A 12,348-nucleotide genomic window follows, 5' to 3' on the forward strand; every position below is an offset into this window, starting at 1 on the left:
GCCGCGGTCGCCAACTCGCCGGTTTGCACGCTCAGACCGCTCATTTCCCCGACACTTACGGCACCTGATGGCCGGCAGTCGCCCTGATTGGTCATTAGCCAGCCGCCTGCTCTATGATCGCCAACCTCCGCAATTTTTTCGTTCGCATCTGGAACGCCTACCATCACTTCGCCGATCGCGGCGGGACGATGATGGCGGCCGCGGTCGCCTATTACCTTGCCTTCTCGCTTTTTCCGCTGCTGCTGGTGCTTGTAGCCGGCCTCGGTTGGGCGTTCCGCACGACGGCCGTCGGCCACGACGCCCAGCAGCGGGTCCTCGCCGCGATCGCCGAGCAAGCGTCGCCGACGCTGCGCGATCAGATTCAAGAAGCGTTCAACGCGGTCGAGCAGAAGGCGGGCGCCAGCGGTTCGGTGGGACTCATCGTGCTGCTGATCGCGTCGGTCGCGATTTTCACCGAGCTCGACTACGCCTTCGACCGGTTGTGGGATCGCCCCAACGCCGGCGAGCAGGGGATTCGCAAGGCGATCACGAACCTGGTGTTCGTGCGACTGAAGGCGCTCATCATGCTGATCGGCGTCGGGGCGTTCGTGATCGCTGTAATGATCGTTTCGATCGTCTGGCAAGGGGTGGAATCGATCGTGCAGTCGACGGTCGAAGTTCCCGCATGGGTGCGGCAGTTGTCGCAGCCGGTAATTCACATCGCACTCAACTTCTTGGCGTTCACGGCGCTCTATACGTTCGTGCCGAAGACGCACGTCCGCGCGAAGGCGGCCTTCGCGGGCGGGGCACTCGCCGCCCTGCTATGGGAAGTCGGCCGCCAGGTGCTGGCGATGTACGTGCTGCGTAAGAATCTGCCGACGGCTTACGGCGTGATCGGCTCGTTCATGGCGATCATGCTGTGGACTTACTACGCGATGATCGTGATTCTCTTCGGGGCGGCGTACGCGAAGCTAGTAAACGACGAGCAGGCTGCGGCCAAGCTCGATCGACCCGAGTAGAAATAGCTCCGTACTCTCTGCTGAAGGTTGGTTCGATTGGGTTATTGACAGGATTTCACGGATTAACAGGATTTTTTAAAGAGCAAAAAGAAGCAACATAAAGCTCCGCTCAACTCGTTCGCGCTTTTCCCCGCAACTAATCCTGTCGATCCGCGAAATCCTGTAATCCTGTCGAATTCTTCGTCAGCCGCAGCCACTTCAAAAACCGGCATAGCGTATGCAGCGATTGGCGTACTTCCAGCCAATCTGCCTCCAGGACGCCCGCTTGCTTGAGAGGGGGCCGACCACGATGTTCCGTTTCCTGCCATGGAAGTCGATCGTCAAGCGCGCCGCCCGGGCTTACGGCATCGCCGACCCTGCCCTGTGGCTCGCGCGGATTCGTAGCTTTGCCCAGCCTTCTGAGGTGGCGGAGCCGATAGAACTGCTTCGCGCCGGCGTCCTGTTCCACGCCCGCGGCATCGTCAACACGAAGGCGATCCAGCACAACCTCGACTGGATTTGGCCCTACTGGGTTCAGCGGCAGTTCGATCCGAACGACGTCTCGTTCATTCCGCGGGCGTTCTCGTTCAGCCATGTGAACCTCACTCACCGCAACTGGACCGCGGTCGGGCTGCCCGAACTTTCGATTTACCCGATCGTCGATCCCCGCGGCTTGTTCACGCCGCTGCAAGATGGCTGGTCGATCGATTGTTGGATCGTCGGCGACGATGGCAAGCTGCTCGCCCCCAGCCGCTTGCCCGATGCGGCCGTGCGGCAGGAACTCGCGATCGATCAGAGCGGCAGCGGCGATCTCTCCGTGGTGACGCTCTCACGCCAGCATGGGGCGACGCTCAAGCAAACCGCCCGCGTCGTCGTGGAGCACGATCAGCCGGTCGCCGAACTGCAAATCGTCGCCACTGCCGAGTCGTCCGCCAAACTCGTCGTCGCGCTCCGGCCCTACAATCCCGAGGGGGTGCAGTTCATCGACACGATCGACGCCAGCGAACCGCAAACCGGTTGGCTTGTGAACGACAAGACCGAAGTGATGCTCAGCCGTCCCGCAGCTCAAATGCTCGTCTCCGACTACGCCCACGGCGACGTGTCGAGCCTTCTCCATGGCAGCATCGATCGCATCGGCGGCAATCACGATCAACCGCATGTCGCTTGCAGCGTCGGCATGGCGACTGCCGCGGCAATCTGTCCAATCAATGGAGAAACAATGCTCACCGTGCGCGTCCCGTTGCAGAAGGAACTCGCCGCGCTCGGCAATCTCGAACGTTTTAATCCTCGCGTCACCTGGAGCGCGGCGCGCAAGCCCGTCGCGAAACTGCAAGTCCCCGACCGCAAGCTGCAATCCCTCTACGACGCGGCGGTGCAGACGATGCTGCTTCTCTCCGCCGACGAAGTTGTGCCGGGGCCGTACACCTATCGCCGGTTTTGGTTCCGCGACGCCTGCATCATGATGAATTCGCTGCTCGCCGTCGGCATGGTCGACCGTTGCCGGCGAATGATCGAGCAGTTCCCCGCCCGCCAACTTCGCAACGGTTACTTCCGTTCGCAAGAAGGCGAGTGGGATTCCAACGGCCAGGTGCTGTGGTTTTTCGATCGCTTCGAACAACTCACCGGCGAGCGTCTGTCCGACGACTTGCTCGCCACTGTGCCGCGTGCCGTGGATTGGATTCACAACAAGCGCGTGATGGACGACGCCGATCCGCTCCACGTCGGCCTGCTCCCTGCCGGGTTTAGCGCAGAACATCTCGGCCCGAACGATCACTATTACTGGGACGATTTTTGGGCCGAGGCCGGTCTCCGCAGCGCCGGCGCGATTTACGCCCGCCGCGGCGAGCAGCGCGACGCCGACGCGGCGACCGCGAAGGCCGACGACCTGCGCCGCGCGATCGATCGCAGCATCCACCGCATTCCCGCGTGGCGCTCGCTCAGCGGCATTCCCGCGTCGCCTCATCGCCGCATCGACGCTGGCGCCGTTGGTTCGCTGGTGGCCGACTATCCGCTGCATCTGTTCGCTCCCGGCGCCCCGCCGATCATGGCGACGGTCGACGCCCTGCTCCGCCGCTGCTTCCTCCACGGCGGATTTTTCCAAGACATGATCCACTCGGGCGTGAACGCCTACCTCACGCTCGACATCGCCCAAACGCTCCTCCGCGCGGGCGATCCCCGTTACCGCGATCTCGTCGAAGCGGTCGCGCAGCTCGCCTCGCCCACCGGCCAATGGCCTGAAGCGATTCACCCGCAAACCGGCGGCGGCTGCATGGGCGACGGGCAACATGGCTGGGCCGCCGCCGAGTGGGCGATGATGATTCGCAGTCTGTTCGTCCGCGAGGAAGCCGATCGCCTCGTCATCGGCTCGGGGTTGTTTGCCGAATGGTTCGAATCGGATGATGCGCTGCAGTTCGGCCCGATGCTTACGCCGTGGGGCGCCGTGACCGTGACGATCGCCAACCCGCGCGTGGAACCAACGCTCCGCATCGACGCCGAGTGGCGCGGCGCCCTGCCCCGTATGGAAGTCGCCATCCCTGGCTTCGAGCGCATCGTCGCCGCCGACGCGAACGTCGACCTCCCGCTCGTCCGCGACGATACAATGCCGGTAGCCGCCGCGGACGACCATCACGCCCACGCCGCGCGGCACGATCATGCACGGCACGACCACACCCTCGCAGAAGGATCGCAGCGGTGAGAATCGCCATGTTCACGAACACCTACCTCCCGCATGTGGGAGGGGTGGCTCGCTCTGTCAGCACGTACGAAGAGGAATTCCGCCGGCGCGGCCACGATGTGCGGGTGATCGCGCCGCAGTTCGAGGGCGCCGAGGAATCGACCGAGTTCGTCCTCCGCATTCCCGCGATTCAGCATTTCAACGGCAGCGATTTCTCCGTGCAGTTGCCGCAGCCGCTGTTGATCTCCGACTACCTCGACGAGTTTCAGCCGCAGCTTATCCACAGCCACCACCCGTTCCTGCTCGGCGACTCAGCCCTCCGCGCCGCCTGGACGCGGCGGCTGCCGCTCGTCTTCACGCACCACACGCTCTACGAGCAGTACACCCGCTACGTGCCGCTCGATTCCGAAGCCCTGCAGCGCGTCGCGATCCAAATGGCGACCGAGTACTGCAACCTTTGCACGCACGTGATCGCGCCGAGCGAATCGATTGCCGAACTGCTCGTGCAGCGGCAAGTGACGCAGCCGATCTCCGCGATTCCGACCGGCATCGATCTCGACCGCTTCGGCAACGGCGACGGCCGCCGCATGCGCGAACGCTACAACATCGCGGCCGATGCGCTGGTGATCGGCCACGTCGGTCGGCTTGCCGGCGAGAAGAATCTCGCCTACCTCGCTCGCGCGGTCGGTTACTTTCTCGCCAAGCATCCCGACGCTTATTGGCTCGTCGTCGGCTCCGGCGAAGCGGCGGCCGACATCGAACAGACCGTCGGCGAACTCGCCGACGCGAAGCAACTCGTGATGGCCGGCTCGCACACGGGGCAGGATCTTGTCGACGCCTATACGGCGATGGATCTGTTCGCGTTTAGTTCGCAGTCGGAAACGCAAGGGATGGTCCTCGCCGAAGCGATGGCTGCCCGCACGCCGGTCGTCGCGCTCGACGGCCCCGGCGTTCGCGACGTGCTGAACGACGTCACCGGCCGCATGCTGCCGGCCAACGCCACGGAAGTAACATTTGCCGACGCGCTCCGCGAGATCTCGCACGATCGCGCCGCCCTCGCCCGCCGCGGCGACATCGCCCGGCAGTCGATTCGCTCGTTCGGCCTCGACGTGTGCGCGGATCGCATTTTGGAACTTTACGAATCGCTCGTCGCCGAGCACTCGCAACGCCCCGACGCCGACCCCGGCCCGTGGGACCGTTTGCTCGGCCGGCTCGAAATCGAGTGGAACCTGTTCCTCGAAAAGACGAGCGCGCTGGCCGCCGCGGTCGTCGAAACTGAAGCCACGCGGAGCCACCTTGATTAGTCCGCTCGTACTGTTGAAGCGTCGCTGGCGCCGCAAGATCAGCCGCACGCGGTGGATTGCGCGGTTGCTCAAGCGCGATCTCTCGGCGCCACACGGCGACGAACCGGGGCTCGTCATCTTGCAGATCGATGGCCTCGCCCGCACGCAGCTCGATCGGGCCCTCGCCGACGGGCGGATGCCATTCCTGAAGAAGCTGATCGATCGCGGCCACTTCGAGCATCTTAGCTTTTACTCCGGTCTCCCCTCGACGACGCCGGCGGTGCAAGCCGAGGTGATGTTCGGCGCCCGCTGCGCCGTGCCGGCGTTTCAGTTCCTCAATCGCGAGTCGGGCGAGACGGTGCTGATGTACGAGCAAGAGTGGGCCAAACGCGTCGGCACGCGGCTCGCCGCCGAGCATCAGCCGCTGCTCGAAGGGGGCCGTTCGTACTCGAACATCTACGCCGCCGGCGCCGTCGAGTCGCGCTTTTGCGCCGAAACGATGGACGCCGCCAACCTGCGCGACATGACGCGCCCTTGGAAGCTCGCGATTGTCGCCGCCCTGTACTTCTTCACGATCTTGCGGGTGACGGCGCTGGCGATCCTTGAGTTCTTCATCGCCGTTGGTGACATGATTCGCGGTCTCGCCGGCCGACAGCATTGGCGGGCTGAGCTACACTCGATTCCGTCGCGCGTCGGCGTGTCGATCGTCATGCGCGAATGGCTCCGCGTGATGCTCAAGCTGTCTGTCGAAGAAGGCGCGCCGATTATCTACGGCAACTTTCTCGGCTACGACGAACAGGCTCACCGCCGCGGGCCCGACAGTTGGTTCGCCCACTGGGGGCTCAAGGGAATAGACGGCGTTATCGAAGACGTTTTCCGCACGGCCCATCGCTCCGATGCTCGCGACTACGAAGTGATCGTCTTTTCCGACCATGGCCAAGAGCGGACCGCGATTTACGAGAACGAAACCGAAGCGACGATTCATCAAGCCGCCGAACGGGCGTTCAGCGCCGGCACGCTTGCCGGCCGCAAGGTTCGCGGCCTCGACGACTACGGCGCCCGCGGGCCCGAGACCGATCAACGCGACCGCCATCTGCTGCGGATGAAACGCGGCCGGAAGGACGTGCCGCAGGCGACGGCGGAAGAGCTGGAGAACGATGTCATCGTCACGGCGCTTGGCCCGTTGGGGCACATTTATTTGCCAGTTAAATTGTCGCACGCGGAGCTGCGCGACTATGCCCGCCGGCTCGTGCAGGAAGAGCACGTTCCGCTCGTGCTGTTCCGCGGCGAGCATGGCCGGCTTGAAGCCCGCAACCCGCTCGGCGAATGGCGGCTGCCGGAAGACGCCGTGCAGATTTTCGGCCCCGACCACCCGTTCCTCGCCGAGGCGGTGGGCGATTTGATGCGACTCGCCGAGCATCCCGACGCCGGCGACCTCATGGTAAGCGGTTGGAGCAACCAACGCGAGCCGAGCACGTTCGTTCACGAGAATGGCGCCCACGGCAGCATCGGCAGCGAAGAGACCCGCGGCTTCGCGCTGATTCCGCACGCGATTCATCTGCACCATCGCCGCGCCGCGGACGGCCAGCGTTACATTCGCGGCGTCGATCTCTACCGCGGCGCGTGGCGGTTCGTGCATCCCGATCGGCCGCTGGCGCATCATCGCGATCACGATGCTGTACCTAGCTCTGTCTCATCCGCACCAGCGACCGACGACGAGTCGACGCAACCGCTCCGCGTGATGACCTACAACATCCACAGTTGCATCGGCATCGACGGCAAGATCCGCCCCGAGCGAATCGTTTCAGTGATCCGCTCCTGCCGCGCCGATGTGATCGCCTTGCAAGAGGTCGACGCCAATCGCCATCGCTCCCGCCGCCACGAGCAGGCGCGGATGATCGCCGAGGCGCTATCGATGAGCCACCACTACTACGCCGTCGCCGATTGGGATGGCGAGCAGTATGGACTGGCCGTCATCAGCCGCTTCCCGCTCGAGCATGTGCAGTCGGCTCACCTCACCGCGGCCGATCATGCCAAACGGAGCGAAGCCCGCGGCGCCATGTGGGTGAAGCTGAAAACGCCCGCCGGCGTCGTTCATGTGATCAACACCCACTTCGGCCTTCGCCGCGCGGAGCGGCAACGGCAAACGGCGATCTTGCTCGGCGACGAATGGCTCGGCAAGATTCCAGCCGACGAACCAGTGCTCCTCTGCGGCGATCTCAACACCGGCCCCAAGTCGCCCATTTGCGCGTCGCTTGGCAGAAGACTCGTCGACGTCGCCTGCCGCGCGCCGAACTACAAACCACGCGCAACGTTTATCTCGACGATGCCGGTGCGGAGGCTCGACTACATTTTCGCGAGTGAACACTTTGAAGTGGTCGCACTCCGGCAGCCGCGCACGCCGACGGCGAAGCTGGCGTCGGATCATTTGCCCGTCTGCGCGGAGCTGCGTCTTCGCACCGAGTAGCCGCGTTACTCTAGCCCCGGGCTCCGCCCGGGGGTCGGCTACCATGCCGGCAGGCGTAGTCGTTCGCCGCGCTACCCCCTGGCGGAGCCAGAGGCTATGAATAACTTCGAAACGCCCAAGCCGACCAGGAAGATTACCAGCGTTCCCACCACGATCGTAAGATTCGCGTCGAGCGGACTCCGCACTTCGGCCGGCACGTCGACGAACGACGGCAGCATCATCCATACAATCACGATCAATCCCGTCACCGTGCCGATTAGCCCCGCGGCGTTGTTCGCGCGGGTCATCAAGCCGAGTAAAAACAGTCCCACGACGCCGCCCGAAAACATCCCCGCGAGCTGCCACCACGCATCGAGTGCACTCTCGACGCGGATCATCGCCAGTCCCATCGCTGTGCCGGCGACGCCCCAGAAGAGTGTTGCGAGCCGCAGCACATGCAGCGATTCCCGCTCGCCCGCCGCGGGGCGGAAGTAACGCTTGTAAATGTCGCACAGCGTGAGCGTCGCCATGCTGTTGAGATTCGAATCCATCGACGCCGCAAAGATCGCCGCCACCACCAGCCCCGCCATCCCCGCCGGAAGTTGCGTCGCGATGAAGTGCGGAAAGACCTTGTCGGCCTTCGTGACGCCGTCGAGCAGTTCCGGCTGCGCGCGATAGAGCACGAACAGCCCCGTGCCGATGAAGAAAAACACCGCGGAGGTCGGCACGTACAGCGCGGCCGTTAGCCACACGCTCTTCGCCGCTTCGCGATCGTCGCGCGCCGTGATGTATCGCTGCACGTAACTTTGGTCGGTCGCGAAGTTGCTTAGGTTGATCACCAGCCCATAGGCGAGGATCACCCAAAACGTCGGCATGCTCAGCGAGGCACCAAAGCTGCCGAGGCTGAACTTGTCGAACTCCATCCCCGTGCGAGCTATCTCCGCGACGCCGCCGGGAACTTTCCACACGACGGCCAGTACGCACGCCGCGGTGCCCGCCACGAGCACCAAGCTTTGCAGCGCCCCGATCCACACCACTGCCTTGATGCCGCCGGCCATCGTGTAAATCGTCATCAGCGCACCGGTGCAAATGATCGTCGCCGGAATCGACCACCCCGTGAGGGGCGCCACGGCCATGCCGAGCAGCAGCACCACCGTCCCCATTCGCGACATCTGGTAGAGCAGGAAGCACGCGACGGCGTACGTTCGCGCCCACGGGCCGAAGCGATGCTCCAAGTGTTCGTACGCCGACACCTCGCCGCTGCGGCGAAAGAATGGCACGCACCACCGCACCGCTGCAGCCGCCGCGATCGGCGTCGCCAGCGAGAAGACTAATGCGTTCCAATTGCCGCCGTACGATTTGCCGGGGTTCGCGAGAAACGAGATGCTGCTCACGTAGGATCCGAACATCGACAACCCGACCGCCCACCCCGGCAGCGAACGGCTGGCCGACATGTAGTCGTCGGCGCCCTCTTGCCGTCGCGCGAACCAAATGCCGAGGCCGATCACCGCGGCGAGGTACGCGACGAGCACGGCGAGATCGACGTGGGCGAGATGAGCGTCAGCCATGTTGATGTCGGTTCACGTTTATTTATGGCGGCGAGCAGAGATTGAGAGATTGAATGTGTGGCTCCCTCCCCCTTGAGGGGAGGGCTGGGGAGGGGGTAGATCGCTGGTACCCGCTTCCATCACCCCTCCCTAACCCTCCCCCTCAAGGGGAGTGGACCTGAAGATTCAGTTTCATGGGAGCGATGGGCCTACTCATCCCGCTCCAAATAGTAAAAATGCCCATCCTCCGCCCCCAGCAACAATTCCCGCACGCCATCCCCATCCCAATCGACCGTCGTCGGGCTCGTGTCATGCCCCGCGAGTCTTAATTTGTCGACCGGCCCTAAATCACGAAACGTTGTGACTTCATCCGACTCGCTCACGTTGAGCAGTAAGTTCGCATTCGTGCTGTTCACTATAAGATCGAGCCGGCCGTCGTTGTTCCAATCGACGACGCACAACTTCCGCCGCCCGCTCTTTCCGGCCGCCATCGCGTTGAGCCGCAGCCCTGTCGCATCTGTGCCGATACGATTGTGATTGCCGTCGAACGCCCCGTCCCCTTCAATCCGGAACGCACGCCGTCCTGGTTTCAATCGCAACCGATCGCCGTCGCGGAACCGTTCGAACAGGGCGAGATACCCTTCGTGATCGAGCATCACCAAATCGCACAGCCCGTCGCCGGTCCAGTCGACCGCGACCGGCGTCGTTCGCCATTCGGGGGCAAGCTCGGTCTTGCCGGGCGTCCACCAAGTCCACGCCGGCTTCGGCGGCGCTTGGCCTTCCGCAAGATCCCACGCCACATCGACTGGCTCCGCCGCTGCGAGCTGCGGCTCCGTCCGCGTGCCGATGTTTCGCAACCACGCCACGCGGCCCAAGATCGAGTTCAGCACAACATCGGGCAGCCCGTCGCCATCCCAATCGGCAACGCTGAACGTCGTGTAGCCCCACTTCGCTTCGCAAGGGCCTTGGATCGAACCATTCACGCCGGCCTGAATGCGAAACGGTTTCCCGTCCGCTTCCAACAGCACCGGCGGCGCCCATCGCGGCGGATTGCCGCCATCGAGGTTTTCAATGTATCCGATGTGCCCCGCCGTGTTGCCGCAAAGTAAATCTTCGTCGCCGTCGCCGTCCCAATCAAAACTCACGGGCGCCACCAGCGCCCCGAACTTCAGCGCATTGGCTTCCTGTTGAAAGTAAACCGGCGGCAAAAACTGCGGCAGCCCGTCGACCACCTGGCCCGCGTGCTCCACGAGCGCCACGCGGCCATCTTCGTCGCCCACGATGAGATCAAGATCGCCGTCGCGATCCCAATCGACCGCCGTTGGAATGATCATCTGCAGATCCATCGCCAGCGGCCGTCCGTCATGGACCAGCCGCCGTGCCGCCGCGTACTCCGGCGTCGTGCGCGTGCCGACGTTCTCAAAGTAGTTGAATCCATCCATAAATTCGCCGCAGAGCAAGTCGAGATCGCCGTCGCCGTCGAAGTCACCGAAGTTCGGCGTCGGCGCTCCGTAAACGTCGAGTACGGCGCCGCCGGCTTGCAGCTTTTCCGGTTCCGCGTACTGTGGCTGCTCGTTCGTCCCGCCGTTTCGCAGCAAGTAGACGTACCCATGCAGCGGGCCGTTGGTCCACTCGCCGGCCGCGTTGAACGCATTGTCCCAGCCATACTCGCTCCAATCGCCGACGCCGACGATCAGATCGCGCACGCCGTCGCCGTCATAATCAACGAGCCGCCACTGATTGCCGCGGACTTTTACCGGGTGAATGTTGTCGAGCGGATAAATTCGTTTCTTCTGGCTTAGTTCGTTCTCGCGAAAGTCGACGAGTTCATGCCCCGGTACAAGCAACCGCGTCTCGCCCTCGACGTCGCTTGCCTCAATGTCGTGAAAGCCAGGACCCACGCGGACCGGAGGCTTAAACACCGGCAGCTTTGCATTACCGCCCGGATTCTCGAACAAGTACGTCCCATTGAACGGCACATCAGGGCACGACACGACAAGGTCGAGATCGCCGTCGCCGTCCCAATCGAACGCCATCGGCCACGCCCACAACCCAACGCCCAGATCGACCGCCGGGGCGCCCGCAGCATACTGCAAGCGTTGCAGTCCTTCTCCCGCCAGCAGCAACGCATCATTTAAATACGCGATCCCCAGCACCGTGGAGACGACGAGTAAAACGGTACGCCGCATGGTAGACTGACGCCGGTTGTCGGTGAGTCGAACGGCCGGCGGGCGATGCATTTCGCCGCGGACCAGACAAGATGAGCCGCATTCTAAATGAAACCGCACGACCGTGGTAACCTCTTCCCGATGAATCAACATTCAGCGCCGAACCTTGCCGCCGCTCAGCGCGATTGGCCCCGCCCCTTGCGCGGCATCATCCCGCCGCTGGCTACGCCGCTCAAGTCGCGCGACGAACTCGACGTCGCCGGGTTGGAGCGGCTCACCGAACGAATCATCGCCGGCGGCGTGCACGGGCTGTTCGTGCTTGGCACCACGGGCGAAGCGGCGGCGCTTTCCGTGCGCATGCGCCGCGAGATCGTCGAATGCGTCACGCAGCAAGTTGCCGGTCGCATCCCGGTGCTCGTCGGCGTTTCCGACACATCGCTTGTCGAAGCGCTCGCCGCCACGGACCATGCCGCGTCTGCCGGCGCCGACGCGATCGTTGCGACGACGCCCTACTACGTGCCGCCGGAACAAGGAGAACTGCTCGCGTTCTTCAAGTCGTTGCACGACGAGTCCCCCCTGCCCCTGTACCTCTACAATATGCCGGGGCTCACGAAGACGTGGATCTCGCTCGAAGTGGTGCGCGCCGCGATGGAATGGCCCAACGTTCACGGTTTGAAGGACAGCTCGGGCGACCTCGCTTACTTCCGCGAAGTGGCGAACGAGCTTCACCGCCGTCCCGATTGGTCGCTGCTTGCCGGTTCGGAAAGCCTGCTCGTCGACACGATGGAAGTCGGCGGCCACGGTTGCGTGAGCGGCGGCGCGAACGTTTGGCCGCAACTCTACGTGGCGCTTTACGACGCGGCGCTCCGCGGCGACGGCGCAGCGATCGAGCAGCTGCAAGCGCAGCTCAACCAATTCTCGGCGATCTACGAAGATGGCCAGTACGGCGCCTGCGCGATCCGCGGCATCAAGACCGCGCTCGCGCTGCTGGGGATTTGCGATGAGCAAATGGCCGCGACGTTCCGCCCCGCGACTGCCGAACAGCGCGCCACGATTGCCGCTTGCCTCCAGAAGCTCAACGTCTCCCGTTAGAGGGCGTCGGCCCATTTCGTAGGGTGGGTGCTCGCACCCACCTCGCCCGCGTGCGGCTGATGCCCGCTCATTCACAGGCAGAATGTGAGGCAAACCTCGTATACGTCATGCGGTATGACAGACTGAGGCGGCAAAGGTGGGTGCGAGCACCCACCCTACAG

At 63.8% G+C, this 12,348-nt stretch carries 7 protein-coding genes; 5 read left to right on the plus strand and 2 right to left on the minus strand.

What is annotated here, in order from left to right; translation table 11 throughout:
• Positions 1 to 113: 113 nt before the first annotated feature.
• The 4 genes from ACQY7R_RS23965 (at position 114) to ACQY7R_RS23980 (ending at position 7,401) form a co-directional block, all read left to right on the plus strand.
• Positions 114 to 998, plus strand: coding sequence for a YihY/virulence factor BrkB family protein (locus ACQY7R_RS23965; protein ID WP_428308075.1), 885 nt, complete (start codon positions 114 to 116; stop codon positions 996 to 998).
• 289 nt (positions 999 to 1,287) lie between these two features.
• A complete protein-coding gene (locus tag ACQY7R_RS23970) occupies positions 1,288 to 3,672 on the plus strand; it encodes a hypothetical protein (protein WP_428308076.1) in 2,385 nt (794 codons plus the stop codon).
• Positions 3,669 to 4,955, plus strand: coding sequence for a glycosyltransferase (locus ACQY7R_RS23975; RefSeq protein ID WP_428308077.1), 1,287 nt, complete (start codon positions 3,669 to 3,671; stop codon positions 4,953 to 4,955). The genes ACQY7R_RS23970 and ACQY7R_RS23975 overlap by 4 nt, the downstream gene beginning before the upstream one ends.
• Positions 4,948 to 7,401: an endonuclease/exonuclease/phosphatase family protein gene (locus ACQY7R_RS23980; protein ID WP_428308078.1), complete on the plus strand. Its 2,454-nt coding sequence runs from the start codon at positions 4,948 to 4,950 to the stop codon at positions 7,399 to 7,401. Before ACQY7R_RS23975 ends, ACQY7R_RS23980 begins: the two co-directional genes overlap by 8 nt.
• A 71-nt stretch (positions 7,402 to 7,472) precedes the next feature.
• On the opposite strand, the gene ACQY7R_RS23985 is transcribed toward ACQY7R_RS23980, so the two are convergent.
• Both ACQY7R_RS23985 and ACQY7R_RS23990 read right to left on the minus strand, forming a co-directional pair.
• Positions 7,473 to 8,948, minus strand: a complete 1,476-nt coding sequence (locus tag ACQY7R_RS23985; protein ID WP_428308079.1) for a sodium:solute symporter — start codon at positions 8,946 to 8,948, stop codon at positions 7,473 to 7,475.
• Between the two features lie 188 nt (positions 8,949 to 9,136).
• The gene (locus ACQY7R_RS23990) at positions 9,137 to 11,116 is read right to left on the minus strand and encodes an FG-GAP repeat domain-containing protein (RefSeq protein WP_428308080.1); all 1,980 of its coding nucleotides are present in this window, start codon (positions 11,114 to 11,116) and stop codon (positions 9,137 to 9,139) included.
• 120 nt (positions 11,117 to 11,236) lie between these two features.
• Between ACQY7R_RS23990 and ACQY7R_RS23995 the strand changes: the two genes are divergently transcribed.
• Positions 11,237 to 12,187 (plus strand): dihydrodipicolinate synthase family protein, encoded by a 951-nt coding sequence (locus ACQY7R_RS23995; protein WP_428308081.1) that lies wholly within the window; start codon positions 11,237 to 11,239, stop codon positions 12,185 to 12,187.
• Positions 12,188 to 12,348: the final 161 nt, after the last annotated feature.

Origin of the sequence: Lacipirellula sp. (genome assembly GCF_965279485.1) — a bacterium.
GTDB lineage: Bacteria > Planctomycetota > Planctomycetia > Pirellulales > Lacipirellulaceae > Lacipirellula.

Bases quoted from the DNA above. Each gene is read 5' to 3' on its own strand.
- ACQY7R_RS23985 (WP_428308079.1), bottom strand. From the start codon at position 8,948: ATGGCTGACGCTCATCTCGCCCACGTCGATCTCGCCGTGCTCGTCGCG.
- ACQY7R_RS23990 (WP_428308080.1), bottom strand. From the start codon at position 11,116: ATGCGGCGTACCGTTTTACTCGTCGTCTCCACGGTGCTGGGGATCGCG.
- ACQY7R_RS23995 (WP_428308081.1), top strand. From the start codon at position 11,237: ATGAATCAACATTCAGCGCCGAACCTTGCCGCCGCTCAGCGCGATTGG.
- ACQY7R_RS23970 (WP_428308076.1), top strand. From the start codon at position 1,288: ATGTTCCGTTTCCTGCCATGGAAGTCGATCGTCAAGCGCGCCGCCCGG.
- ACQY7R_RS23965 (WP_428308075.1), top strand. From the start codon at position 114: ATGATCGCCAACCTCCGCAATTTTTTCGTTCGCATCTGGAACGCCTAC.